At 62.0% G+C, this 25,791-nt stretch carries 26 protein-coding genes; 13 read left to right on the top strand and 13 right to left on the bottom strand.

Annotated elements, in window-relative coordinates:
* Positions 1 to 35: 35 nt before the first annotated feature.
* From RWJ89_RS11640 to RWJ89_RS11650, 3 genes are all read right to left on the bottom strand, one after another.
* Positions 36 to 662, bottom strand: coding sequence for a glutathione S-transferase family protein (locus RWJ89_RS11640; RefSeq protein ID WP_168304378.1), 627 nt, complete (start codon positions 660 to 662; stop codon positions 36 to 38).
* Positions 663 to 732: 70 nt separating this feature from the next.
* Positions 733 to 1,179 (bottom strand): GNAT family N-acetyltransferase, encoded by a 447-nt coding sequence (locus RWJ89_RS11645; protein WP_316030927.1) that lies wholly within the window; start codon positions 1,177 to 1,179, stop codon positions 733 to 735.
* Between the two features lie 71 nt (positions 1,180 to 1,250).
* Positions 1,251 to 2,462: an NADP-dependent isocitrate dehydrogenase gene (locus RWJ89_RS11650; RefSeq protein WP_094085842.1), complete on the bottom strand. Its 1,212-nt coding sequence runs from the start codon at positions 2,460 to 2,462 to the stop codon at positions 1,251 to 1,253.
* A 186-nt stretch (positions 2,463 to 2,648) separates the two neighbouring features.
* Here RWJ89_RS11650 and RWJ89_RS11655 point away from each other — a divergent pair, with 186 nt between their 5' ends.
* From RWJ89_RS11655 to RWJ89_RS11705, 11 genes are all read left to right on the top strand, one after another.
* Positions 2,649 to 3,176, top strand: a complete 528-nt coding sequence (locus tag RWJ89_RS11655; protein WP_168283559.1) for a hypothetical protein — start codon at positions 2,649 to 2,651, stop codon at positions 3,174 to 3,176.
* Between the two features lie 54 nt (positions 3,177 to 3,230).
* Positions 3,231 to 5,270: an FUSC family protein gene (locus tag RWJ89_RS11660; protein WP_316030928.1), complete on the top strand. Its 2,040-nt coding sequence runs from the start codon at positions 3,231 to 3,233 to the stop codon at positions 5,268 to 5,270.
* Positions 5,271 to 5,274: 4 nt separating this feature from the next.
* Complete coding sequence (locus RWJ89_RS11665) at positions 5,275 to 6,105, top strand: RNA methyltransferase (RefSeq protein ID WP_018483700.1); 831 nt, start codon at positions 5,275 to 5,277, stop codon at positions 6,103 to 6,105.
* Positions 6,086 to 6,889 (top strand): glutamate racemase, encoded by an 804-nt coding sequence (gene murI / locus RWJ89_RS11670; RefSeq protein WP_025394753.1) that lies wholly within the window; start codon positions 6,086 to 6,088, stop codon positions 6,887 to 6,889. Before RWJ89_RS11665 ends, murI begins: the two co-directional genes overlap by 20 nt.
* 24 nt (positions 6,890 to 6,913) lie before the next feature.
* Positions 6,914 to 8,161, top strand: a complete 1,248-nt coding sequence (locus RWJ89_RS11675) for an MFS transporter (protein ID WP_206989878.1) — start codon at positions 6,914 to 6,916, stop codon at positions 8,159 to 8,161.
* A 107-nt stretch (positions 8,162 to 8,268) separates the two neighbouring features.
* Positions 8,269 to 9,783 carry an ATP-binding protein gene (locus RWJ89_RS11680; protein ID WP_316030929.1) on the top strand — a complete coding sequence of 505 codons (1,515 nt, stop codon included), beginning with the start codon at positions 8,269 to 8,271 and terminating at the stop codon, positions 9,781 to 9,783.
* Between the two features lie 224 nt (positions 9,784 to 10,007).
* Positions 10,008 to 10,625 carry a 30S ribosomal protein S4 gene (rpsD, locus tag RWJ89_RS11685; RefSeq protein ID WP_003540107.1) on the top strand — a complete coding sequence of 206 codons (618 nt, stop codon included), beginning with the start codon at positions 10,008 to 10,010 and terminating at the stop codon, positions 10,623 to 10,625.
* A gap of 102 nt (positions 10,626 to 10,727) precedes the next feature.
* The gene (locus tag RWJ89_RS11690) at positions 10,728 to 11,657 is read left to right on the top strand and encodes a glutaminase (RefSeq protein ID WP_168304367.1); all 930 of its coding nucleotides are present in this window, start codon (positions 10,728 to 10,730) and stop codon (positions 11,655 to 11,657) included.
* A 60-nt stretch (positions 11,658 to 11,717) separates the two neighbouring features.
* On the top strand, positions 11,718 to 12,587 hold the full coding sequence (gene ttcA / locus RWJ89_RS11695; RefSeq protein WP_131665245.1) for a tRNA 2-thiocytidine(32) synthetase TtcA: 870 nt from the start codon (positions 11,718 to 11,720) through the stop codon (positions 12,585 to 12,587).
* A gap of 46 nt (positions 12,588 to 12,633) precedes the next feature.
* A complete protein-coding gene (locus tag RWJ89_RS11700; protein ID WP_168283564.1) occupies positions 12,634 to 13,461 on the top strand; it encodes an inositol monophosphatase family protein in 828 nt (275 codons plus the stop codon).
* 36 nt (positions 13,462 to 13,497) lie between these two features.
* Complete coding sequence (locus RWJ89_RS11705; RefSeq protein WP_131665247.1) at positions 13,498 to 14,322, top strand: inositol monophosphatase family protein; 825 nt, start codon at positions 13,498 to 13,500, stop codon at positions 14,320 to 14,322.
* A 42-nt stretch (positions 14,323 to 14,364) separates the two neighbouring features.
* Here RWJ89_RS11705 and RWJ89_RS11710 read toward each other — a convergent pair whose 3' ends face one another.
* The 5 genes from RWJ89_RS11710 to RWJ89_RS11730 all read right to left on the bottom strand — a co-directional run bounded on the left by RWJ89_RS11710 (position 14,365) and on the right by RWJ89_RS11730 (position 18,789).
* Positions 14,365 to 15,231 (bottom strand): acyl-CoA thioester hydrolase/BAAT C-terminal domain-containing protein, encoded by an 867-nt coding sequence (locus tag RWJ89_RS11710; RefSeq protein WP_410056110.1) that lies wholly within the window; start codon positions 15,229 to 15,231, stop codon positions 14,365 to 14,367.
* Between the two features lie 77 nt (positions 15,232 to 15,308).
* Positions 15,309 to 16,589 (bottom strand): multidrug effflux MFS transporter, encoded by a 1,281-nt coding sequence (locus tag RWJ89_RS11715; protein ID WP_131665249.1) that lies wholly within the window; start codon positions 16,587 to 16,589, stop codon positions 15,309 to 15,311.
* A 35-nt stretch (positions 16,590 to 16,624) separates the two neighbouring features.
* Positions 16,625 to 17,830, bottom strand: coding sequence for a multidrug effflux MFS transporter (locus tag RWJ89_RS11720; protein ID WP_131665356.1), 1,206 nt, complete (start codon positions 17,828 to 17,830; stop codon positions 16,625 to 16,627).
* 137 nt (positions 17,831 to 17,967) lie between these two features.
* Positions 17,968 to 18,303: a Grx4 family monothiol glutaredoxin gene (gene grxD / locus RWJ89_RS11725; RefSeq protein ID WP_017960646.1), complete on the bottom strand. Its 336-nt coding sequence runs from the start codon at positions 18,301 to 18,303 to the stop codon at positions 17,968 to 17,970.
* 255 nt (positions 18,304 to 18,558) lie between these two features.
* Positions 18,559 to 18,789, bottom strand: a complete 231-nt coding sequence (locus RWJ89_RS11730; protein ID WP_131665250.1) for a hypothetical protein — start codon at positions 18,787 to 18,789, stop codon at positions 18,559 to 18,561.
* A gap of 165 nt (positions 18,790 to 18,954) precedes the next feature.
* Here RWJ89_RS11730 and RWJ89_RS11735 point away from each other — a divergent pair, with 165 nt between their 5' ends.
* Positions 18,955 to 20,136, top strand: coding sequence for a hypothetical protein (locus RWJ89_RS11735; RefSeq protein WP_316030931.1), 1,182 nt, complete (start codon positions 18,955 to 18,957; stop codon positions 20,134 to 20,136).
* Positions 20,137 to 20,170: 34 nt separating this feature from the next.
* Here RWJ89_RS11735 and RWJ89_RS11740 read toward each other — a convergent pair whose 3' ends face one another.
* The 4 genes from RWJ89_RS11740 to RWJ89_RS11755 all read right to left on the bottom strand — a co-directional run bounded on the left by RWJ89_RS11740 (position 20,171) and on the right by RWJ89_RS11755 (position 24,892).
* Positions 20,171 to 20,404, bottom strand: a complete 234-nt coding sequence (locus RWJ89_RS11740) for a BolA/IbaG family iron-sulfur metabolism protein (RefSeq protein WP_003579540.1) — start codon at positions 20,402 to 20,404, stop codon at positions 20,171 to 20,173.
* 19 nt (positions 20,405 to 20,423) lie between these two features.
* A complete protein-coding gene (gene purL / locus RWJ89_RS11745) occupies positions 20,424 to 22,655 on the bottom strand; it encodes a phosphoribosylformylglycinamidine synthase subunit PurL (protein WP_131665252.1) in 2,232 nt (743 codons plus the stop codon).
* Positions 22,656 to 22,772: 117 nt separating this feature from the next.
* Complete coding sequence (locus RWJ89_RS11750) at positions 22,773 to 23,351, bottom strand: acyloxyacyl hydrolase (RefSeq protein ID WP_316030932.1); 579 nt, start codon at positions 23,349 to 23,351, stop codon at positions 22,773 to 22,775.
* A 122-nt stretch (positions 23,352 to 23,473) separates the two neighbouring features.
* The gene (locus RWJ89_RS11755) at positions 23,474 to 24,892 is read right to left on the bottom strand and encodes an aminotransferase-like domain-containing protein (RefSeq protein WP_168283569.1); all 1,419 of its coding nucleotides are present in this window, start codon (positions 24,890 to 24,892) and stop codon (positions 23,474 to 23,476) included.
* Positions 24,893 to 24,973: 81 nt separating this feature from the next.
* Between RWJ89_RS11755 and RWJ89_RS11760 the strand changes: the two genes are divergently transcribed.
* The gene (locus RWJ89_RS11760) at positions 24,974 to 25,231 is read left to right on the top strand and encodes a DUF1127 domain-containing protein (RefSeq protein WP_221943524.1); all 258 of its coding nucleotides are present in this window, start codon (positions 24,974 to 24,976) and stop codon (positions 25,229 to 25,231) included.
* Positions 25,232 to 25,303: 72 nt separating this feature from the next.
* On the opposite strand, the gene RWJ89_RS11765 is transcribed toward RWJ89_RS11760, so the two are convergent.
* A complete protein-coding gene (locus RWJ89_RS11765; RefSeq protein ID WP_077978276.1) occupies positions 25,304 to 25,699 on the bottom strand; it encodes a hypothetical protein in 396 nt (131 codons plus the stop codon).
* Between the last annotated feature and the right edge of the window lie 92 nt (positions 25,700 to 25,791).

The following is a 25,791-nucleotide window of genomic DNA, read 5'->3' on the forward strand; positions in this document are numbered from 1 at the left end:
GGACGTTCAAGGCGACCTTCCGCATCCTGGAATTTTCAAGCGGCCTGCATGGTCTTGATGGCTTCGTCATCAACGGCGTTCGCCCGTTTGTAGGCCTCGCGCTCGCTGATGCGGCCGACATAATCGAGGAAGGCCTGGCGTCTTTCTATCCCGCCGAATCCGATGCCCCAGCCGATATGGGAGCCGACATAGACGTCGGCGGCGGTGAAACGCTCGCCGGTGATGTAGGTCGAAGCGGAGACGGCTTTCTCGAGTGTGTTCATGACGTCGCCGAAACTGCCACAGCCGGCCATGCGCAGGCGTTCCTTCGGAATTTCGAAGCCGAGAGCCTTCATCGTCACCGCCGATTCGAGCGGACCGGCGGCAAAGAACATCCAGCGGTAATAGCGGGCGCGCTCCTCCGGCCTCGGCGCCAGCGCCTTTTCGGGGAAGGTCTCGGCCAGATAGGCGCAGATCGCCGCGCATTCGGTGACGATGGTGTCGCCGTGGCGAATTGCCGGCACCTTGCCCATCGGATTGACCGCGAGATATTCCGGCGCCTTCATGGTTTCGCCGAAGGTCAGGAGTTCGGTGCGGTAGGGCTGGCCGATCTCCTCCAGCATCCAGCGCGCGATGCGGCCGCGCGACATCGGGTTCGTATAGAATACCAATTCTTCGGTCATGACGTCCTCCTCGTGTTGCTGGTCCCACGGAATCAATAGCGCAGCGATGGCCGCCTGCAAGTCCCGGCCGTTAGAGCGGCTTGCGATATTGGATGAAGCCGGAGCGCTCGGCGATCCTGTCATAGAGCCGTCGGGCCGTTGCGTTGGTCTCGTGGGTCATCCAGTAGAGCCTGCCTGCGCCGTTGGCGCGGGCGAGGTCGGCGACGGCCTCGATCAAAGCGGCCCCGGTGCCGAGCCCGCGCTGGCTGTTTTCGACATAGAGATCCTGCAGATAGCAGGTCCATTGCGGCAGCCAGCAGGAACGGTGAAAGATGGCATGGACGATGCCGACGAGACGGCCGTCTTCGTCGAAGGCGCCGAGCGCGTGCATCGGTTCGTCAGGATCGTGGAAGCGAGCCCAGGTGAGATCTGTGGTTTCGGGCGGGATGACCACTTCATAGAAGCGCTGATAGGCCTCCCATAGGGGTTCCCAAACGGCGCGGTCCGAGGATTCAAGCGGTCGCAGGATGGCCGTCATCGGTTCATTCTCCCAAAATAAAACGGCGGGGAAAATCCCCGCCGCTTCGATGTTATCTCGGAAAGACCGGCTTACGCCATGGCCTTCTGCAGGTTCTGGTCGATCTTGTCGAGGAAGGCGGTGGTTGAGAGCCACGGCTGGTCGGGCCCGATCAACAGCGCCAGGTCCTTGGTCATGAAACCGGATTCGACGGTGTCGACGCAGACCTTTTCGAGCGTTGCGGCGAAGCGGGCAAGCTCGGCATTGTCGTCGAGCTTGGCGCGATGCGCCAGGCCGCGCGTCCAGGCGAAGATAGAGGCGATCGAGTTCGTCGAGGTTTCCTGGCCCTTCTGATGCTGACGGTAGTGGCGGGTGACCGTGCCGTGCGCGGCTTCGGCTTCGACCGTCTTGCCGTCGGGCGTGAGCAAAACCGAGGTCATCAGGCCGAGCGAGCCGAAGCCCTGGGCAACGGTATCGGACTGGACGTCGCCGTCATAGTTCTTGCAGGCCCAGACGTAGCCGCCAGACCACTTGAGCGCCGAGGCGACCATGTCGTCGATCAGACGGTGTTCGTAGGTGATGTTTGCTTCCTTGAACTGATCCTTGAATTCGGTCTCGTAGACTTCCTCGAAAATGTCCTTGAAGCGGCCGTCATAGGCCTTGAGGATGGTGTTCTTGGTCGACAGGTAGACCGGCCACTTGCGCATCAGGCCATACATCATCGAGGCGCGGGCAAATTCGCGGATCGATTCATCGAGGTTGTACATCGCCATGGCAACGCCGGCGCCCGGTGCGTTGAAGACTTCCTTCTCGATGACGGTGCCGTCTTCGCCGACGAACTTGATCGTCAGCTTGCCCTTGCCGGGGAACTTGAAATCGGTGGCGCGGTACTGGTCGCCGAAGGCGTGGCGGCCGACGACGATCGGCTTGGTCCAGCCGGGAACCAGGCGCGGCACGTTCTTGCAGATGATCGGCTCGCGGAAGATGACGCCGCCGAGGATGTTGCGGATCGTGCCGTTCGGGCTCTTCCACATTTCCTTGAGGTTGAATTCCTTGACGCGGGCTTCATCCGGCGTGATCGTCGCGCACTTGATGCCGACGCCGTACTTCTTGATGGCGTTGGCGGCGTCGACAGTGACCTGGTCGTTGGTGGCGTCGCGGTTTTCGACCGAGAGGTCGAAATAGTCGATGTCGAGGTCAAGATACGGATGGATCAGCTTATCCTTGATGAGCTGCCAGATGATGCGCGTCATTTCATCGCCGTCGAGATCGGCGACGGGATTGGCGACCTTGATCTTGTTCATGTATCTGCCTCGTTCGAGCTTGAATGGGGACGGGGTCCCGGGTGGGTGATGTGATGAGGAGCGCTATAGCATTGTGATCAGGGAACGCAAAGCTGCAAGGGGTTCGACAATGCGTTTTTGCCGCCATTGCCAAGTACTGGAATTTGGCTAGTGTCCGCCTCAACTGCCGACGCCGGACATTCGACCATGAAGACAATCGCCGTTGTTATCGCAAGCCTTATCGCCTTTTCAGGCATCAGCCACGCCGCCGAAATCATCGCTCCGGTGAAGGAGATCATGGACGCGACCAGGAGCAACTGGGCCGACAATAGCAGCGACTGGATCGACATCTTCGACGCGAGCCGGCTTGACCATCTCTACAGCCGCGATTTCGTCGCGAAATACCAGGCGGCGGCGCAGTTTCCCGCCGTCGACGACGACGGCATATCGCCCTTCGACTACGACGTCATCGTCAACGGCCAGGATGCCTGCCCGCTGGAGGATCTGACGATGGTGGCAGCGCCTGTGGTCGACGGCGTGGCCGAGGTGACCGTGCGCTTCAAGAAATCCGCCTGCTCGGATGCGCCCGATGCCAAGGACTATACGACCGTTCATTTCGAGGTGGTCGAGGAAGGCGGCAAGCCCGTCATCGACGATATCGTCACCGAGAATATCGAAACGCAGGCGCGCGATTCCCTGAAGACAACGATGGCGCTGATTGCCAAGGGCCAATAGGCGCGCGACATTCAAGAGCATCGAGATTCTATCTCTGAGCGGCATGAGGGGCTCTTGCACTTGTTTTCCGGTTTTCAGTTCCGCGACTGGCTGCTTGCCAACGATCCGGCGCTTTCGCGCCTGCGCATGGCTTCGCGGGTGACGCTGACGATCGTTCTCTCCTTCGCCATCCTGTTCGCCATCCAGAAGTTGATCGTGCCGCTGCCGACGGCGGCCTTCGGTCTCGGCATCGTACTGTCGATCGAGGGCGGGGTGGCGGTGCGCGACAAGGGCAATTCGCGCCAGCTGGTGACGCGGCTTTTCGGCTGTGTCGCGAGCCTTGCCGTCGTCGGCATTGCGGCGGGGCTCGAGGATCGCCGTTTTCTCTCCGATCTCGTCTTCCTGGTGGTGATCGCGCTCGCATCGGCCGGGCGGGTGTTCGGGCCGCGTGGCTTTGCGATCGGCATGTTCGCCTTCACCTCTTATTTCATGGGGTCTTATTTCCGGCCTTCCCTTGCCGAGCTGCCTGATGTGGCGATCGGCCCCGTCGTCTCGGTACTCGTCGGCCATCTGGTGAGAGCAGTGCTGTTGCCGGATGATTGGCGGCGCGACCTGCTGCGCTCGCTCGAAAGCGTGCGCGGCCGGATCAACCAGATCCTCTTCAAGCTCGCCACCCTTGCCGGCAGCGGTCATATCGGCGAGGCTGACCGGCAGGAGCTGCGCCAGCTGGAAGACCGGCTGAAGGAAGTGGTGCTGATGGCTGAGAGCTTCATCCCGCGCCCGCCGGCCGGCGTCTTCGACGGTGCTTCCGATCCCGCCGCGGAATTGGCGATTCGGCTCTTCGATGCGCATCTCGCTGCCGAAAGCGCGATCGTGGTGAGCTTCCAGAGCCTGCCGCCCTTTGCGCTCATCCATGCCGTGATCGAGGCCGACAAGGCGGAGCTCGCCACCTATGAGGGGATGGCGGAAGCCATCAAAGAGGAACCGCAAGGCGAAACCGTGCGGGCGCTGCTCTGGCTCGGCGAGGCGCGGCAGCAATTGACGCAGGCGATCGGCGAGGGGCAGGCTTCCGGCTTTGCCGGCATCGATGCCGTCAAGGACACGGCACAGCCCGAGAAGATCGACTTTTCATTCGCCAATCCGCTGTTGCGCTCGGCGCTGCAGATCACGCTCGCCTCGGCGCTCGCCATGGGCTTCGGCCTGCTTCTGTCGCGCGACCGCTGGTTCTGGGCGGTGCTTGCCGCCTTCCTCGTCTTCACCAACACCAATTCGCGTGGCGACACGGCAATGAAAGCGCTGTCGCGCTCGCTCGGCACGGTGTTCGGGATCGCCATCGGCCTTCTGCTGGCGACGCTGATTTCGGGTGAGCCTGTCATCGCGATTCCGGTCGCCGGCATCTGCATCTTCCTCGCTTTCTATTTCCTGCAGGTCTCCTACGCGACGATGACCTTCTTCATCTCGATCGTGCTCTGCCTGGTCTATGGTATGAGCGGGGTGCTGACGCTCGATCTCCTGCAACTGCGCATCGGGGAGACCTTGATCGGCGCGGTGGCCGGAACGGCGGTCGCCTTCCTAGTCTTTCCGGCACGCACGCGCGGCGCGCTTGATGCGGCACTCGCCCGCTGGTTTCGGGCGCTGGACGAGTTGTTGAGCGCGATCGGCGATGGCAAGAGCGGTTTTGCGCTGATTGCGCTGTCGCAGAAGATCGATGCCTGTTACCGCGACGTGACGGTGGCAGCAAAGCCGCTCGGCTCGTCCTGGTCGGTGGTGACGCGGCCGGGCCAGATCCGCCAGACGCTGGCGATCTTCCTCTCCTGCACCTATTGGGCGCGCATGCTGGCGAAGAGTTCCACAGCGCCGGCCGAGGCCGATGAGCTGAAAAGGCTGATCGCGTCGGATCTGGCGCTGATGAAGGATGCGGCCCCGCGCGGCTCGACCTGTTTCTTCATCGAGCGCAAGGCGTCGCGGACGACAGGGCGGCACCTGCCGCTGTCGCGCGAGGGCGCCAGACTCGGGCTCGAAATGATCGGTTCGGCACTGGAAAGGCTCTATCCGCAGGCTGATGTCTTGCCGTTTGCGCCGGGCGAGGTTATTGCGCGCTCGAAACAGGGATAGAACGATGGCAGGCACGAACAGCGAGCGTCAACTTCTGGCCGAAGGGCCGGCCATCATTCTGGTCGAGCCACAGATGGGCGAGAATATCGGCATGGTCGCGCGTGCCATGGCGAATTTCGGCCTTGCTGAACTCCGCCTCGTCAATCCGCGCGACGGTTGGCCGAACGAGAAAGCCCTGGCGACCGCCTCCAAGGCCGATCACGTCATCGAGGCGACCAAGGTCTACGACACGCTGGAACAGGCGGTCGCCGATCTCAATTTCGTCTATGCGACGACGGCGCGCGAGCGTGATGGCTATAAGCCGGTCCGCTCGCCGGTCATCGCCGCAGAGACGCTTCGGGCGAGGTTTCGCGCCGGTGAGGGCACAGGCATTCTCTTCGGGCGCGAGCGATGGGGGCTGACCAACGAGGAGGTGGCGCTTGCCGACGAGATCGTCACCTTTCCCGTCAATCCTGCCTTCGCCTCGCTGAACATCGCTCAGGCGGTGCTGCTGATGTCCTATGAATGGATGAAGTCCGGCATGGAGGATCTCGGCGCCGTGCCCTTCCAGGCGATGGGGCAGACGCCTTCGACCAAGGAACAGCTGTTCGGCTTGTTCGACCAGTTGGAAGAGGCGCTCGATGCGCGCGGTTATTTCCATCCCGCCGGGAAAAAGCCGAAAATGGTCGACAATCTGCGTGCCGTTCTATCCCGCCGGGCTTTCACGGAGCAGGAAATCAGCGTGTTGCGCGGCGTCATCTCCTCCCTCGACCGCTTCTCGCGCAAGAGCCCGCGCGGCGGCCGGTTCCCGACAGCGGCCAAGGAAACACCGCCCGATGACAGCGCCGACGCATGAGCTGAAACCCGTCCTCGTCTTCGATTCCGGCATCGGCGGGCTGACCGTCTTGCGCGAGGCGCGTGTGCTGATGCCGGAACGCGGCTTCATCTATGTGGCCGACGATGCCGGCTTTCCCTATGGCGGCTGGGAGGAGCAGGCGCTGAAAGAGCGGGTGATCGGTCTCTTCGGCCGGCTGCTCGAGGAGCACGATCCCGAAGTCTGCATCATTGCCTGCAACACCGCCTTCACGCTGGTTGGCGCCGATCTGCGCGCCGCTTTTCCCCAGATGACCTTCGTCGGCACTGTGCCGGCGATCAAACCGGCGGCGGAGCGTACGCGCTCCGGCCTCGTCTCGGTGCTCGCGACGCCGGGCACAGTCAAGCGCGCCTATACGCGCGATCTCATCCAGTCCTTCGCGCAGCAATGCCATGTCCGCCTCGTCGGCTCGGAGAACCTTGCGCGCATGGCGGAGGCCTATATTCGCGGTGATGCCGTCTCCGACGACGCCGTGCTTGCCGAAATCGACCAATGTTTCGTCGAGAAGAACAGTCAGAGGACCGATATCGTCGTGCTCGCCTGCACGCATTATCCCTTCATGGCCAATCTTTTCCGCCGGCTTGCGCCTTGGCCGGTGGACTGGCTGGATCCGGCAGAAGCCATTGCCCGGCGGGCGCGCACACTCGTTCCGCAGATCGCCGATGCCGTTCACCCCGATAATTTCGACTTTGCCGTCTTTACATCCGGCAATCCCGATTTTGCGACGCGCCGACTGATGCAGGGGTTCGGTCTCAGCACGCGATAAGGCACTGCGCGCTTTATTTCACCGATGCCATCGCGCAAGATCTCCGCGGGGAATCGCGGGCGCGTGTTTGCCGCTCAAGACATAAAGGGATGCGCCGTGCCGCTGCAAAGACTTGTCATGCTGATCTTCTTTCTGCAGCCGATAGCCTTTGGCGCCTGGTTGCCGCGTATTCCTGATATCCAGGCGAAGCTTGAACTCGGCACCGCCGATCTCGCCGTCGCACTTCTGGGATTGCCGATCGGCACGCTGATCACCCTGCCGTTTGCCGGCCGCCTCGTCTCGCGCATCGGCGGGCGCATGGTGATCATCTATGGTTTCATCTTCTTTCTCGCCGTGGTTTCGCTTCCAGCCTTCGCGCCCAGCGCCGTGCTTCTATTCTTCGCCTTGATTGTCGTTGGGGTCGCGCTTTCGACGGTGGAACTCGGCATGAATGTCGAGGCCGATGTGACGGAGAAGGCGACGGGGCTGGTCATCATGAGCCGCTGCCACGGCTTCTGGAGCTTCGGCATTATGGCCGGCAGCCTGATCGGCGTTGGTGCCATAGCCATCGGGCTTTCGCCACACTGGTCGATCCTGATCACGGCGATCATCATCCTGCCGGCTGCGCTGATTGCCAGCCTGCGCCTGCCGAAATTGCCGGAAAGTCACCATGCGGAGAATTCGCAGGTAATGACCGGCTTCAAGCTGCCCAGTCTTGCTCTGCTCGGGATCTGCGCCTTCGTCTTCGGCGTGACGATGACCGAAGGTGCGATCGCCGATTGGTCGGCGGTCTATCTCCGCGATGTCATGAATGCAGAAGGCGCGCAAACCGGCCTCGGTTATTCGGTTTTCGCTTTCATGGTCGCGGCGGGGCGCTTCAGCGGTGATTACATGAAAGGCCGTTTCGGCGCGGTTGCCATTGCCCGTGGCTGCGGCATCGCCTCGCTTGCCGGCATGCTCGTCGTTCTCCTTGCACCGGCGACGCCGCTTGCGCTACTCGGCTTTGCCGCAGTCGGTATCGGCGTCTCGGTCGGGTTTCCGCTTGCGGTGACGGCCGTCGCTTCGCTGACTGACCGCCCGCCCGCTTCAAGCGTTGCGACGCTCTCCTTCGCAGCCCTGACCGGTTTTCTCATCGGGCCGCCGATCATCGGCTTTCTCGGCGAACTCCTGGGCTTGCGCGCGGGACTTGCGGTCTTGTTGGTACCACTTTTCGTCAGCCTGCTCTGCGCACGTTTGCTGATTCCGACGCAGAAGGACATGGCGGGCGACCTCGTCGAGCGCGAGGCGGTGTGAAACTTATTTCCCAGGGCTGGCTTTCCTGTGGGTTCTTAAAGGTTTGACGATAACAGTGCCTGCGAATCTGCTAGAGACGGGCCGGGAATCTTTAAGGGGAATTGGACGTGCAGGTTGGCATCGATATGGGACTGGCGTCCGGCGCTCCGGCGACGCTCGATATCGAGGAGCTGCTGGCGACACGTCTGCTCGTGCAGGGCAATTCCGGATCGGGCAAGTCACATCTGCTGCGCCGCCTGCTAGAGCAATCGGCGCAATGGGTGCAGCAGGTCATCATCGATCCCGAGGGTGATTTCGTCACCCTCAGCGACAGGTTCGGCCATGTCGTGGTCGACGGTGAGCGGACCGAGGCGGAGCTTGCCGGCATCGCCAACCGCATTCGCCAGCATCGCGTTTCCTGCGTGCTGACGCTCGAAGGCCTCGATCTCGAAGACCAGATGCGCGCCGCCGCCGCCTTCCTCAACGGCATGTTCGATGCCGATCGCGAATACTGGTATCCGGTTCTCGTCGTGGTCGACGAGGCGCAGATGTTTGCGCCGTCGGTTGGTGGCGATGTCTCGGAAGATGCGCGCAAGATGTCGCTCGGCGCGATGACCAATCTGATGTGCCGCGGACGCAAGCGCGGCCTTGCCGGCGTGATCGCCACGCAGCGGCTTGCCAAGCTTGCCAAGAACGTCGCGGCCGAGGCCTCGAACTTCCTGATGGGCCGAACCTTCCTCGATATCGACATGGCGCGCGCTGCCGACCTGCTCGGCATGGACCGGCGCCAGGCCGAGATGTTCCGCGATCTGAAGCGCGGCAATTTCGTCGCCCTCGGACCGGCGCTGTCGCGCCGGCCGCTGCCGATCCAGATCGGTGCGGTGGAGACCTCGGCGCGCTCTTCCAGCCCGAAGCTGATGCCGCTGCCGGATGCGCCTCAGGATGTGGAAGACCTGATCTTTACGCCCGATCCGGAGGAATTCCAGCGCCCGCTGGTGCGCCGCGCCCCGCCGGCGCCGCGGCCGACGACCGATATTCTGGCCGAACTCTCGCGCTCGACGCCAGCGGCATCGGCCGTGCCTGCCGAGGCGAGGGCGAGCCAGGTGGAAGTCTCCGGCGAAGAGCGGGAGGAGCGCCTTGCCGGCGTGCTTGCCGAAATCCTCGACGATCCGACCTCCGCCTTTCGCACCGATTCGGTGCTCTATCAGGACTTTCTCGTCCGGCTGCGCATGCGCCGGGTGCCGGGACCGCCGATCGCGCTGCCGGAATTCCGCCGGCGGGTGGCGATCTCGCGCTCCGGCGTCGATGTGACGACAGCTGCGACCAATGCCTGGGCGACGGCGCTGTCGCTGTCTTCAGGTGTCACCGACGACCTGCAGGGAGTCTTCCTGATGCTCGCCAAGGCCGCCGTCTGCGGCGAGCCTTGCCCTTCGGACGCCCGCATTGCCCGCGCCTACGGTACCCATTCCGCCCGTCGCGCTCGCCGCCTGCTTGGCTATTTCGAGGAGCAGGGCATCATCGTCGTGCACGCCGATTTTTCCGGCAAGCGTATCGTCGCTTTCCCTGATATGGACTGCCAGACGGCGCCGGGCGATGCCAACGCACCTGATGCTGGCGGCGACCAGCCGCTGGCGGCGGAATAGTGGCGCTTTCGGGGTTTGCCGCTGTTGACATTTTCATGACGGCCCTCTAAAGACCGCCGCAAGCACCGGGCAGCAATGCCCGGTGTTTCATTTGACATGTCCCGTGGATCGTTCCTATTCGCTAACCGGAACATCCTGTCAGATCTCGGCAGAGATCAGAGGAGGGCGTGTTTCCTTCGTGCGGTTTGGCAACAAACCGTCATAAACCTTTGAAAGGAAATACGATGAGCAAGCGCGAATCGTCCAAGTACAAAATTGACCGCCGTATGGGCGAAAACATCTGGGGCCGTCCGAAGTCCCCGGTGAACCGCCGCGAATACGGCCCGGGCCAGCACGGCCAGCGCCGCAAGGGTAAGCTTTCGGACTTCGGTGTGCAGCTGCGCGCCAAGCAGAAGCTCAAGGGCTACTACGGTGACCTGCGCGAAAAGCAGTTCCGCGCGATCTTCGCCGAAGCCGACCGCCGCAAGGGCGACACCTCCGAAAACCTGATCGGCCTCTTGGAGTCGCGCCTCGACGCAATCGTCTATCGCGCCAAGTTCGTTCCGACGGTCTTTGCTGCCCGTCAGTTCGTCAACCATGGCCACGTCTCGGTCAACGGCGTGCGCGTCAACATCGGTTCCTACCGTTGCAAGGCCGGCGACGTCATCGAAGTTCGCGAAAAGTCGAAGCAGCTGGTGATCGTTCTGGAAGCCGTCAGCCTCGCAGAGCGCGACGTTCCCGATTACATCGAAGTCGATCACAACAAGATGGTCGCAACCTTCGGCCGCGTTCCGACGCTCAGCGACGTTCCGTTCCCGGTCGTCATGGAACCGCATCTGGTCGTCGAATTCTATTCGCGTTAATGCCTTCGTCTCGCAGTCGAAACCGATTGCGAGACAACAGCATGCGCCGATATACGGAAAGCCGCTCTTTCGAGCGGCTTTTTTGCGATCTGGAGAGAAGCGATGGCAGATTTGCAGGCGACCCTCGATAGCATCTACGCCGATATCCAGCCGCGGATCGGCGAGGGCAAGGTCGCGGACTATATTCCGGAGCTCGCCAAGGTCGACCCGAAGCAGTTCGGCATGGCGATCGTCACCGTCGACGGCAAAGTCTATCGCGTCGGCGATGCCGACATCGCCTTCTCGATCCAGAGCATATCGAAGGTCTTCATGCTGACGCTGGCGCTCGGCAAGGTCGGCGAGGGGCTGTGGAAGCGGGTCGGGCGCGAACCCTCCGGATCGGCTTTTAACTCGATCGTCCAGCTCGAGCATGAGAGCGGCATCCCCCGCAATCCCTTCATCAATGCCGGCGCGATCGCCGTCAGCGACGTCGTCATGGCCGGCCATGCGCCGCGTGAGGCAATCGGCGAGCTGCTGCGTTTCGTGCGTTATCTCGCCGATGATGAGTCGATCACCATCGACGACAAGGTGGCGCGCTCGGAAACGCAGACCGGATATCGCAATTTCGCGCTTGCCAATTTCATGCGCGCCTACCGCAATCTCGACCATCCCGTCGACCACGTGCTCGGCGTCTATTTCCATCAATGCGCGCTGTCGATGAACTGCGAGCAGCTCGCCCGCGCCGGGCTGTTCCTGGCGGCGCGCGGCAGCAATCCGACGACCGGCCATTCCGTGGTCTCGCCGAAGCGGGCGCGGCGCATCAATGCGCTGATGCTGACCTGCGGCCATTACGATGGCTCGGGCGACTTTGCCTATCATGTCGGCCTGCCCGGTAAGAGCGGCGTCGGCGGCGGCATCTTCGCAGTGGCGCCGGGCATTGCCTCGATCGCGGTGTGGTCGCCAGGGCTGAACAAGGTCGGCAATTCACAGCTCGGCGCTGCGGCATTGGAGATGCTTGCAGCGCGCACCGGCTGGTCGGTTTTCGGAGATTGACGCTGTGTTGCCAGGCGGCTTTCTGCTAGAGCAAAAGTGGATTTTCTGTAGGACGAAGCAATGAATATTGCAGCCAACATCGCCGATGATTCGGAAACCGGCGAAGCCGACACCAGTGGCCATGCGCTGTTTGCCGATGCGCCGCGTTCCGTCTCCTTCAACAAGCTGCGCAAACGCCTGCTCCGGCAGGTGCGGCAGGCCTTCGACGATTTCGACATGCTGAAGGGCCAGAAGCGCTGGCTGGTCGGCCTTTCCGGTGGCAAGGACTCTTATGGGCTGCTGGCGCTGCTGCTCGATCTCAAATGGCGCGGCCTGCTGCCGGTTGAGCTCATCGCCTGCAATCTCGACCAGGGCCAGCCGAATTTTCCGAAACATGTGCTGCCGGACTATCTCACCAAGATCGGTGTCCGCCACCGGATCGAATATCGCGACACCTATTCGATCGTGAAGGAGAAGGTGCCTGAAGGCGCTACCTATTGTTCGCTCTGTTCGCGGCTGCGGCGCGGCAATCTCTACCGCGTCGCGCGGGAAGAGGGTTGCGATGCGCTGGTGCTCGGCCACCACCGCGAGGACATTCTCGAAACCTTCTTCATGAATTTCTTCCATGGCGGCCGGCTCGCCTCGATGCCGGCGAAGCTTCTGAACGACGAGGGCGATCTGATGGTGCTGCGGCCGCTCGCCTATGCTGCCGAGGACGACCTCGCGAAGTTCGCGGCCGCTATGCAGTTTCCGATCATCCCCTGCGATCTCTGCGGCTCGCAGGACGGGCTGCAGCGCAATGCAATGAAGGATATGCTCGCCGATATCGAGCAGCGCATGCCGGGACGGAAGGATACGATGCTACGGGCACTTTCGCACGTGAACCCGTCGCATCTGCTCGATCCGAAACTTTTCGACTTTTCCACTCTTGGTGTCACAGACCCTTCATGAAGGGCCGGCTAAGCAGGCTGCTCATGCATGAAGGACAGGATTTCGCATGACCATTTCAGATCAGGATATTCTCTTTCTCGGCGATTGCGTGAGGCAAGCGGCGCAAGCGGAGATCATGCCGCGTTTTCGCAGTCTCGGCGCGGGCGATGTTTCGGAAAAGACCTCGGCGATCGATTTGGTAACGCAGGCGGATGTGCTTGCCGAAGCCCATATCACCGCGGCGCTGAGAGAGCGTTTTCCCACGGCACTCATCGTCGGCGAGGAGGCCTATGATGCCGACCGGTCAGTCGTGCCGGCCCTTGCCGAGGCCGAGCTTGCCTTCGTCATCGATCCCGTCGACGGCACTTTTAATTTTGCCGCGGGGCTTCCGGTTTTCGGGACAATACTGGCAGTGACGGTGAGAGGCGAGACGGTCGCCGGCATCATTCACGATCCCGTTCTCGGCGATACGGTGACGGCGCTCAAAGGGGCAGGCGCCTTTCTGACCCGCCAGGACGGGCAGTCGACCAAGCTGAAGGTCGCCGAGCCTGCTAGCCTGAGCCAGATGGTCGGCGGCCTGTCGTGGGGTCATATGGATGAGCCCGACCGCTCGCGTATCTGCGCCAACATGGCGAAGGCCCGGATGACCTTCGCCTTCAATTGCTCGGCCTACGAATATTGGATGGTCGCCGCCGGCAAGATGCATTTCATCGGCCATGCGAAGCTGATGCCCTGGGACCACCTGGCCGGTGTGCTCGCGCATCAGGAGGCCGGCGGCCATACGGCGAAATTCGACGGCACACCCTATCGCCCCGGCGAAACGACGGGCGGCATCATCTCCGCGCCCGACCGGGAGAGCTGGCAGCTGATCCGGCGTGAGATCGTCGGCATCTGATTCAAGGCCCTGTGAGGCTTAATTAAAGGATCTGACATGATTGCGACTGTCGACGTGACCGTTCTTGCCGATCTGCTGCGTCGCGCGGCAAAGGCGGAGATCCTGCCGCGCTTTCGCCGACTCGGCCAGAACGACGTGCGCTCCAAAGGCGAGGCGACCGATCTCGTCACCGAGGCCGATGAGCAGGCCGAACGGATGATCAAGGCGGAAGCTCAGCGGCTCTGGCCGAACGCGCTGTTTCTCGGCGAAGAATCGGTCGCGGCCGATCCCGATTTGCTCGGCAGCCTCGAACATGCCGATCTCGCGCTCGTCGTCGATCCGGTTGATGGCACCTTCAATTTCGCCTCCGGCATTCCGGCCTTCGGCGTCATGGCATCCGTCATCTCCGGCGGCGAGACGGTTGCCGGCATCATCTACGATCCGATGGGCGACGACTGGGTGATGGCCGAAAAGGGCGGTGGCGCCTGGCTGCGGCGGCCGGATGGCGGCGCCGAGCGGCTCTCGGTCGCAGCGCCCGTGGGACTTGAGCATATGGTCGGCATGGCCTCGACCGGCTACCTGCCGAAGGAGAAGCGCGCCGAAGTACTCGGCAATCTCGCCAAGGTGCGCTTCCTCACCAATTACCGCTGCGCCGCCCACGAGTACCGCACCTTTGCCGGCGGCCATGTGCATTACCTCATGTACAACAAGCTGATGCCCTGGGATCACCTTGCCGGCACCCTGATCTCGCAGGAGGCGGGCGCCTATGCGGCGCGCTTCGACGGCTCACCCTACCTGCCGCATCATCTCGACGGCGGGCTGCTGATTGCGCCCGACAAGGCCTCGTGGGACGTGCTGCGGCGTGAGGTTTTCACGGTCTGAACACTCGCCTTAAAGCGTAGAGCCTTTACTGCTGCCCTCATGCTATAGGACAGTGAGGATGTGTTCCCACGCCAGTCGTCCCAACTCTGTGTCGGCTTCGTCACTGCCACCGTGCGCGTGCAGCGATGATCGGGGGGTCGTTTCGCCCGGCAACAGAATGCGATGGCCCGCGTGTTCTCCCAAGACAAGCTGGGTGGACAAACCAAAACCTGCGCGCCGCCGAACAATTGATGCGGCAAATTCGTCTGATGGCCAGAGTGCGTCATCGCATCCCGCTACGAGTAGAATTTCGGCATTCGTTCTCTCCAAAGGGATAGCCGCTGCGTCGATCTCAGACTCGTGCATATCGAGGCATCTTTCGAACAAACCCCGATAGGCGACCAGCCCGTCTCTGTATTCTCGCACCCATTCTGGGTCCGACGAAACAAAAGGAAGCGGTGTACCGCGCAATGTCCACGACGAGCGCTCGGGCCAACTGATGCCATCAAACCCTGGACCAATATTCCCCCAGACGACTGAAGAAAGGCTTATCGCCACGACCGCATTGATGCGCGGATCGTAAACGGCCGTGAGCAGTGCAGCTTCGGCGCCTTTCGAGGTTCCCACTAGGACGATGCGTTTACAGCCGAGTCCCACCAGGAAGTCCGTGGCAGAGAAAAACGTTTCCAGCGGCACCTCGCAAATACCTGGCACCTGGCCTTCGCCGCCGAACCAGCGAAGCGCTATGACCGTTGCCCCCTGGCTCGCAAACAACCTGGCGCGGGCCACATCGACCCGGCCACTGGAGCCGCTGAGCACCATCATGCCGGTGCTGGCATCCGGTTTGACTTGAAATATCTCGCCCTGCAATGGCGGGGGGAGACGTTGAAATCCTGCATCCAAAAACCAGGATCCTTCTTCCAGGGGCATCCAGATTTAGGAACGTGCCGAGTTTGCCATCTAATTCAATGCCGCCGGGGATCAACCGTTCCGGCAGATTTCCCACTTCAAAAATGCGCAGCTCCCGGATCGAGCTGCGGACTGTCGCCGGGGTGGGTGAAGAGCTTGCCGTTTTCGGCCCAAAGGGTGGCTGCAATCGTCACCGCGCCGAAGAGGGCGAAGCCGCCGAAGAGCGGCTGCACCGTGCCGTTGAACATCTGGCCGACCAGGCCGCCGAGGATGGCGCCGGCCGTCGTCGAGACGAAGCCGGTGATGGCGGTCGCCGTGCCGGCGAGATTACCCATTGGCTCGAGGCTGATGGCGGTGAAATTGGTGGCGATCAGGGCAAACATCATCAGCACGATGGTGAAGATGCCGTAGGCGATGGCGAAATCCGGCTTGCCGGCCAGCGAATAGAAAAAGCCGACAGCCGACAGCGCCGTGAAGATCAGCAGGGCAGCGTGCGAGATGCGGCGCATGCCGAATTTGCGGACGAAGAATCCATTGGCGAAATTGGCGACGGCAATGCCGCCGGCGGTGGCCGCAAAGGCGATCGGCAACCAGTCGCCAAGGCCATAGACCTCGCCGAAGACCTGCTGCACCGAGATCACATAAGCGCTGATGACGCCGGTGAACATGGTGAGCCCGATCATGTAGCCACAGGTGATGCGGTTGGTGAGCACCGTCTTGAAGCCATCCACGACGGAGCCGACGGACAGCGGCAGCCGCTCTTCCGGCGGCAGCGATTCCTTCAGCCGGAGGAAAGCCCAGACGAACAGGATGGTAGCGATGATACCGAGCAGGATGAAGATCCAGTGCCAGTTGGCATAGAGGATGATGAGTTGGCCGACGGATGGGGCAACGATCGGCACGATCATGAAGACGATCATCACATAGGACATCACACGGGCCATTTCGCGGCCACCGAAGCAGTCGCGTACCATGGCCATGGTGGTGATGCGCACCGCAGCACCACCCACGCCCTGAACGAAGCGCATGACGAGCAGCATTTCGAAGCTACCGGTTGCGGCCGCAGCAAACATTCCGACAATATAGCAGGCCAATCCGCCGAGCAGGATGTTGCGGCGGCCGAACGTATCCGAAAGGCTGCCGAAGAAGATCTGCGAGACGCCAAATCCTAAGAAGAACACGCCGATGATCAGCTGCGCGTCGTTGGTACTGGTGACGCCGAGGGAGTGGCCGATATTGGGCAATGCCGGCAGCATGCTGTCGATCGCCATAGCAACGCTGGCGGTCATGATGGCGATGGTAATGACGAATTCGCCAAAACCCATGCCGATGCGGCGGGAGCCCTGGTTTTCCTGGTGCGGTTTATGCGGCGGCGTCATGTGGTGAAATCCCGGATGTAAATGGGGCCCGCCGTTCAGACGGCTGGGTTCTGCGATTGGAAGAGGCGGCCCTTCTCGGCGATCAGCACGAAGACGAGCCCGATGATCGACACGGTGAAATAACCGGCGACCATCGGCAGCGCAGTGCCGTCGAAGGCCTGGCCGATGCCGGCGCCGATGATGGCGCCGCCGACCGTGCTCATGAAGCCGAGGACCGAGGAGGCGGTGCCGGCGACGTGGCCGAGCGGCTCCATGGCGAGTGAATTGAAGTTCGAGCCGATCCAGCCGAACTGGAACATGGAAAGGCCGAAGAAAGAGATGAACAGAGCGAAGGGCATCGGTTCGGCGCTGGCTATCTGGACGATCAGCCAGATGGTGTTGATGGCGATGAAGCCGATGAGCGAGCCGTGCGACAGGCGGCGCATGCCGAGCTTGCCGACGAAGCGCGAATTGAAGAAGGACGACAGCGACATGAAGATCGCCACGCCGGCAAAGGCGAAGGGGAAATAGACGCCGAGATCGTAAATGCCGACATAGACCTGCTGGGCCGAATTGATGAAGCCGAACAGCGCGCCGAAGATGAAGGTGCTGGCGATGGTGTAGCAGAGCGCGACGCGATTGGTCAGCACCAGCTTGAAGGCGCCGAAGATCGAGCGGGCGGTGAAGGGTCTGACATTGGCGGGATGCAGGGTCTCCGGAAGGCGTAGATAGGCCCAGACGGCGATGCCAGTCGCCATGGCGGCGATAAACAAGAAGATCAGGTGCCAATTGCCGAAGAACATGACGATCTGACCAGCGCCGGGCGCAATCACCGGCACGATCATGAAGACCATCATGATCAGTGACATGACTTCGGCCATCTGCCGTCCGCCATAGATATCGCGGACGATGGAGATGGTGATGACGCGGGTTGCCGCCGAGCCGATGCCCTGGACGAAACGCAGCACCAGCAGGCCGGCGAAGGAGGGAACGAAGACGATGCCGATGGCCGAAACGATATAGACGACGAGGCCGAACAACAGCGGCGCGCGGCGGCCGAATCGATCGGAAAGCGGCCCGTAGAAAAGCTGGGCGCAGCCGAAGCCGAGCAGATAGGAGGAGACGACGAATTGCCGGTGGTTTTCGCTCTCGACGCCGAGGCTCGCGCCGATCTGCTGCAAGGCTGGGAGCATGATGTCGATCGCCAGCGAATTGATGGCCATCAGGAAGGCGGCGAGCGCGATGAATTCTCGCTTGCCCATGGGCAGGCGGCCCGCGGACACGGCTTGTGATGAATCTGTCACAATGAAATTCCCAGAAACAGGTCAAGGCGCTGCTGGCCGCAGCGCCTCGAACTCAAGAAACAGATTTGGAAACCGGGCGGACGTCCGGTGACCGGTCAGGCGGCGCCGCGAACCGTGATGCCGTTTTCCTGGAGGTGCTGCTGCAGCTCACCAGCCTGGAACATTTCCCGGACGATGTCGCAGCCGCCGACGAACTCGCCCTTTACGTAGAGCTGCGGGATCGTCGGCCAGTTGGAATATTCCTTGATGCCCTGGCGGATTTCCGAATCGGCGAGCACGTTGACGCCCTTGTAATCGACGCCGATGTAATCGAGAATCTGCACGACCTGGCCGGAGAAGCCGCACTGCGGAAACTGCGGCGTGCCCTTCATGAAGAGGACGACGTCGTTGCTCTTGATTTCGTTGTCGATGAATTCGTGAATGCCGCTCATGGGACCTAATCCTTTCAACAGGCGGGTTAAAGGCCCACCGTTTCAATCGTTGCCTTTAGATAGCATGCGACAGCAGGAATTCCAGCCGCCCGAACCAAAAAAATACCAATTCGGGCAGGCCGTTGAAGGAGTTGTTGCCGTCGCGCTACTGCACATCAAAGTGCCACAGCGTCGTTTGCGCGTCTCAAGAGACGCGCGGCGCTGCAGCGGAGCGGAATTCGTTCGAAAACCGCTCATCTTGTCATCGTGCGTTACTTAGCTGCGTCGCTGACGGCTGCGGCCGGCGGCGGTGCGGCGCTTGCTGACCTGTTTGCGGGCAGGCTTGGGCTTGGCCGAGGTCGCCTTGCGCGCAACCTTCGTCGTCGCGGTGGGGCATGTCTTACGCCTCCTGCGCTTCGTCGTGACGCGGCCGGTGGTTTTCTTCAGGATCTCCTTCAGCACGGTGTCGACGACGCCTGATATCAATTCTTTGACTAGATCGGCCACAAAACCCCTCCGTTCGTGGTGGAAACGACATAGTTGCTATTGAATTCCGGAAGAGTTTGGTTAGCAAGACGGCTTCGAGACCATGGCTGCATTTTTGCCGATATCAGCGGCGCAGCAGCCGGATCGCAGCAGCATGCCGGCCATTCGCCCGGCCGGAAGGGTGGAATGAAACTGATCGAGAAGCGGGTCGTCCTGCATTTCCCGGGCTTCGAGCCGCTTGACGGCGTTGCCCACAGGGCACGCTACGAGCGTTCGGCCAGGCAAAGTGCCGCCGTCTGGGGTTATTCGGTTGAGACGCGAGCAGCGGACGAGCGGAGCGATCCGGTCAGCTTCGAGGTCACGACGACTGAGAGGGTGGCGGCACCCGAGGCGGGGACCGGTTCCCCCGGCTGGCAGACGAAGAGCCGCATCCATATGGTCGATCACGACATACTGGTGCGCAAGCTACGTGCCGGCAACACGCTGAGCCAGATCATTGCGGGCTTCCGAAGCTGCGCCGAGATCATGTTCGAAGGCGGGATGCGGGGATATTTCCGCCATGCCTGGCGCTTCGGCCTGTTCTTTCTGTTTCCGTTCCTGCTGACGGCGCTGGCGATCGTGCTGACGGCGCAGATTGCCATCGTGCCCTATGGTCTCGGCTTTTCGCCGTGGCACATGCTCTGGAGCGGGCCGCTGGCGCTCTGTTTCTTCATCTTCGCCTTCCTGCCGTTTTCCGAACGCTTCCACACGCTGCATCTCTTTGCCGATTGGGAAATGGCCGTGGCGCTCGGCCGCATGGACCGGACAGATTTCAACGACTGGCTGGAAGACCGGGCCACTGCCGTGCGCAAGGCGCTTGAACAAGAGGCGGACGAATATGTGATCTCCTCGCACAGCATGGGATCGAGCGTCGCCGCCCATGTCATCGGCATATTGCTGGAGAGGGAGCCGGAGATCTTCAGGGGCAAGCGCGTGGTGTTTGCCACACTCGGCAGCGCCATCCTGCAATGTGCGCTTATGTCATCGGCAACACTGCTTCGCGCCCGCGTCGGGCTGATCGCCCGCTGTCCCGAGATATCCTGGCTCGACGTGCAGTGCCTAACGGATTCGATCAATTTCTACAAGGTGCCGGTCGTCGCCGTCTCCGGCCATGCGGATGCGCCTCAGGCAAAGATGATGCTGATCCGCGTCAAGCAGATGCTGACGCGCGAGCACTACCGCAAGATCCGCAAGGACCAGCTGCGCGTCCACCGGCAATATGTGCTTGGGCCTGATCTGCAGGCGCCCTTCGATTTCACGCTTTTGACATCCGGGCCGATGCCGGCCTCGGTCTTTGCCGATCACGACAAAAAGAGAATGCCCGGCTGAGGGCCGGGCATCGTCATCGGGATTACGTCGGGCTCTATTCCGGCGCGGAGGTCTGCAGCGCCAGCGCGTGCAGTATGCCGCCCATATTGCCCTTCAGCGCCTCGTAGACCATCTGGTGCTGCTGCACACGGCTCTTGCCGCGGAAGGCTTCGGCGACGACTTCGGCGGCGTAGTGATCGCCGTCGCCCGCCAGATCGCGGATCGTCACCTTGGCACCGGGAATCCCAGCCTTGATCATGTCTTCGATATCGCCGGGTTTCATGGCCATGATCGTTACTCCTTGCGCATCATTCCGCAGCAAGTTCGCCGCGGCCTTCCATGAAATTAGGGAACCACGATTCATGGGCATCGCGCAATTGCTGAATCGGCAGCGAGATCAGATCGCCGACGACAAGCGCCGTTCCTCCGACCGTGCCGAGACGGCGGAAGGGAACGCCGCCACCTTCCGCATTGACGCAGACGAAATCGGCGACATCGGCGGGCAACGTCAAGACGTAACGCGCCTGATCCTCACCGAAGAGCAGCGCATGCGGTGCACCCTTGCCTTCGCGCAGATCGATCGTCAGGCCTTTGCCCGAGGCCATCGCCATTTCGGCGAGCGCAACTGCAAGGCCACCAGAGGAGATGTCGTGGCAGGCGGTCGCCTGGCCGTTGCGGATGACGGAGCGGACGAAATCGCCATTGCGTCTTTCGGCGAACAGATCCACCTCCGGTGCCGGACCTTCGCTGCTGGAAAGCACGTCGCGGAGATAGACGGACTGGCCGAGATGGCTGCCGTCGACGCCGATCATGATCACCTTATCGCCATCGTTGGCGCTGCCGATACGGACCATCTTGCGCCAGTCCGGCAACAGGCCGACGCCTGCGATCGTCGGGGTCGGCAGGATGGCGACGCCGTTGGTCTCGTTGTAGAGCGAAACGTTGCCTGACACGATCGGGAAATCCAGCGCCCGGCAGGCCTCGCCAATGCCTTTCACCGCCTGAACGAACTGGCCCATGATTTCTGGCTTTTCGGGATTGCCGAAGTTCAGATTGTCGGTGGCGGCGAGCGGTTCGGCGCCTGTCGCGGTGATGTTGCGCCAGCATTCGGCGACCGCCTGCTTGCCGCCTTCGAAGGGATCCGCCTCGACATAACGCGGAGTGACGTCGGAGGAGAAGGCAAGCGCCTTGGAGGGATGGCCGTCGACACGTACGACGCCGGCATCGCCGCCCGGAAGCTGCAGCGAATTGCCCTGGATCAGCGTATCATATTGCTCATAGACCCAGCGGCGGCTCGACTGGTTGGCGGAGCCGACGAGTTGCAGCAGCGCCTGGCCGTAATCCTGAGGAGCGGCGACGAGATTGGCGGGCAGGGGAGCGTGCTTGCCGGGCTCGCGCCAGGGGCGATCATATTCCGGCGCCTGGTCGCCGAGATCCTTGATCGGCAGGTTGGCGACTTCCTCACCCTGGTGCATGACGCGGAAGCGCAGATCGTCGGTCGTCCAGCCGACGATGGCAAAGTCGAGGCCCCACTTGACGAAGATCGCCTTGGCTTCCTCTTCCTTCTCCGGCTGCAGCACCATGAGCATGCGCTCCTGGCTTTCCGACAGCATCATCTCGTAGGCCGTCATCCTCTCTTCGCGCACCGGCACCTTGTCGAGCTCGAGCAGGATGCCGAGATCGCCCTTGGCGCCCATCTCGACGGCAGAGCAGGTGAGGCCGGCCGCACCCATGTCCTGGATGGCGATGACTGCGCCGGTCTGCATCAGCTCGAGGCAGGCTTCCAGCAGGCACTTTTCGGTGAAGGGGTCGCCGACCTGAACGGTCGGACGCTTCTCTTCGATCGATTCGTCGAATTCGGCCGATGCCATCGTCGCGCCGCCGACGCCGTCACGGCCGGTCTTGGCGCCGAGATAGACGACCGGAAGACCGACGCCCTTGGCTTCGGACAGGAAGATGGCGTTCGACTTCGCAATACCGGCGGCAAAGGCGTTAACCAGGATGTTGCCGTTGTAGCGGGCGTCGAACTCGACCTCACCGCCGACCGTCGGCACGCCGAAGGAATTGCCGTAGCCGCCGACGCCGGAAACGACGCCGGAGACGAGGTGGCGGGTCTTGGGGTGATCCGGCTCGCCGAAGCGCAGCGCGTTCATCGCGGCGATCGGGCGCGCGCCCATGGTGAAAACGTCGCGCAGGATGCCACCGACGCCGGTCGCGGCGCCCTGATAAGGCTCGATATAAGAGGGGTGGTTGTGGCTCTCCATCTTGAAGACGACGCAATCGCCGTCATCGATATCGACCACGCCAGCATTTTCGCCCGGGCCCTGGATGACGCGCGGCCCCTTGGTCGGCAGCGTGCGCAGCCACTTCTTCGAGGATTTGTAGGAGCAGTGCTCGTTCCACATGGCAGAAAAGATGCCGAGCTCGGTAAACGTCGGTTCGCGGCCGATCAGATCCAGAATACGCTGGTACTCGTCCGGCTTCAGGCCGTGCCTTGCAATGAGTTCCGGCGTGATCGGGATGGTGTTTGGAATGGTCATGAGCGGAAAATCCCTGGCGCGTTTTGCGCTGTCTTTAGCTTATGTAGCGGCGACGCGCGACAGGAAAATGCCCGCTGTCAAAAGAGGGCGGGCAGACTTTTCCAAAAGAGCAACGACTCAAAACTTGTAGCCGATCTGCAGACCGGCGCGCGTCATGCCGTCGTTCGGCCCATCGCAGAGATTGGCATGCGAGGAGTGAGCGATCTGAGCCATGACGTTCCAGTGGGCGTTGAAACGGTAGCCGGCGCCCAGATATTCGTGGAAGAGGACGCGACAGCCGAGTTCCGGACCGTCATCATCGCCCTCGAGATCACCGGTATGGATGACGCCGCCGAAGCCGGCTTCGGCAAAGAGCTTCTCGTTGAAATCGACCGTCCAGGTGAAACCGGTGAAGAACTGGGTGGCTTCGCCCGACGTGCCGATCGAGGTGCCGAGATGGACGCGGGGATGCAGCAATTGCTGCTGCCAGCCGACCGCCGTGTCGTAGCCGAAAGGATCGAAGAGAGCGGTAATTTCGGGAAAGACGCCGTCTTCCCTGGGATGGCCCGATTGTACGGAGGTCGAGACGCCGAAGCGCAATTCATCAAATATCTGCTCGTCGGCACTTGCCGAGCCCGCAACCGAGATGGCGGCTGCCGCTGCCAATGATGCCATACTCAAAAAACGCAACGCGATCTTTCCGAAGTCGACCCTCATTTGCTGTCCTTTGATTCGCGTCAGACGGGAACAACAAAGAGGTAACATGGAGGTTGAGTCGGTATAGCGCTCCGAATAGGCTCCGGCGTTTTTTCCGATTTATGGCGTGTATTTGCAACAGGTCATATTTCGCCATCATAGGCGGATCCGCCATTTTCCAGCAGCCGGCGCAGGATCATCAGGCCCGAGATCAGTTCCTGCCCCGTCTTCGGCGAGGAAAAACCGATGCGAACGCGATGATAGGGTCGCTCTCCGCGCGCCGACTTGAACTCGTCCTCGTCGTCGACGAGCACGCCGTCGCGGAAGGCGGCATTCTTGAAGGTGCCCGACATCCAGGGTTCCGGCAGTTTCAGCCAGAGGAAGGGCGCGTGCGGGTGCGATTCGAAATCGAAGCCCTGCAACTGCTCGCGGGCGAGCCGGACGCGCCGGGAGAGTTCCTCGACACTTGCCTTGCGAATCTCGTGCGCCATGCCGCTTTCGACGAGGCGCGCACAGGTCTCTGCCAGGATAAAGGGCAGACCGCCGGTGATCATCCTGTGCGTCACCTTGATGCGCTGGGCAAAATGCGGCGGGCAGGCGACCCAGCCGCCGCGCACGCCGGCGGCGACCGATTTCGACAGGCCGTTGACGAGGAAGGTGCGGTCGGGCGCAATCGAGGCCAGCAGTGGCGTATCGTCGTCGGCCATGCCGCCGTAGAGGTCGTCCTCGATCAGCCAGACGCCGTGTTTCCTGGCGATTGCGGCGATGGCCGCGCGCCGCTCATAGGGCATGATCGCCAACGTCGGATTGTGGACGGTCGGCATCAGGAAGGCGATCTTCGGATGCTGCTGCTGACAGAGCCGCTCGAAATCTCCTGGAATTACGCCCAGTTTATCGGAATCGACCGTCAGCGTGCGGCGGCCGAGCAGGCGGGCGCTGCGGCTGACCTGGGTATAGGTGAGATCCTCGAAGACGATCTTGTCCCCCGGCGCCGAGACGGCGGCGATGACTGATATAGCCGCCGCATGGGCGCCGAGCGTCGGCACGATGTTTTCGACCTCCGGCGTCCAGCCGCTGCGGGCAAGCCACAACCGGCCGGCCTCGAACCAGTTGCGCGGGAAGCTCCGGGAATAGGAGGAGATTTCGGCAAGATGCTGCTCGCCGATCTCGGCGAGGATGCCTGCGATGATCTTGCCCTGGCCGAGATCGGGCGCGGCTGTCGTGTCGAAGCGGATCTTGTTGGCAGGCGCATCCTGGATGCGGGTGCCACTGAGCGAGACGGTCAGCGGATCGATCTGTTCGCCGGGCGGCGTTTCGGAGCGGTTCAGCACATAGGTGCCGCGCCCCACTTCGCCGGCGACCAGGCCGCGCTCATGCACCAGCGCATAGGCGCGGCCGATCGTGCCGATCGTCACGCCGATATCGTAGGCAAGGTTGCGCTGCGGCGGCAATTTGCTGCCGGCGGGCAGGGCGCCGCTTGATATGGCGGATTCGATGCTGTCGGCAAGCCGGAGATAGACCGGCCCGGAGCCGCGGGAAATATCGGGAAGCCAATTTGTCATGGTGACAATTGTATATATTGGCACATTGTACCCGTCAAGCGTATGAGTCAATTCCAATGGCAAACCGAGAGGATTCCTGGAATGTCTGCCTTGCCTGAGATCAAAATGCCGATTGTACCGATTGTCTCTTACGAGGATAGGAGACAAATCATTCTCCCCGACTCGCCCGCCGAGGTGACGACGCGTTTGAAGCGAATCTGGGCCGCCATTCTTCTCTGGCATCAAAAGCGGGAAGGCCGGCGCGCGCTGAGGGAGCTGACAGCGACCGAACTCAAGGATATCGGAGTGTCGCAGTCCGATGCCGCGCGCGAAGTCGGCAAGTCGTTTTTCTGGGACTGATTATGCATAACTCAAAGAGTTACAGCGCTGTTTGCGCGTCTGAAAAGACGCGTGACGCTGTCATCGCCGGGATCAGCTGCAGGCCTTGTTGCCGCCGGACCAGCGATTGACGTCGGCGGTGATGCGGCCGGCGACCGGTTCCTGCATCATCGGACCGAAGGCCTGCAGGCGCGACGGGCTTCCCTCAGCCTGCACGACGAGCAGCGGCCGGCTTTCCGGGCTGCCCTTATGGACGAGCAGGATGCGCGGACGGCCGGAGAAGGAATTGAGCTCCGGCGCGAGCTTGTAGGCTGCAAAGGCCGGATCGCCCGACTTGAACCAGCAGGCATTGGCGCCGAGAGCCACGCGCTCCATCGTCGGCAGTGCGGCGCGGTTCGGGCCTGTCGGCGCTGGCGTCTGGCAGGCTGCCACCATGGCTGCCAGAGCGGTCAACAGGGCGGCGTTTGCGACGGAGAGGCGAGGGCGCATCGATTGCTCCAGATCCGAACAGAAGGATTTTTGTGTGCATCCCGTTGCCCAAGACCGCTGCGCGCGCTTGGGCGATTGGGCGACGTGCGGGT

The sequence above is a fragment of the Rhizobium sp. 10PS4 genome, from assembly GCF_032464805.1.
GTDB lineage: Bacteria > Pseudomonadota > Alphaproteobacteria > Rhizobiales > Rhizobiaceae > Rhizobium > Rhizobium laguerreae.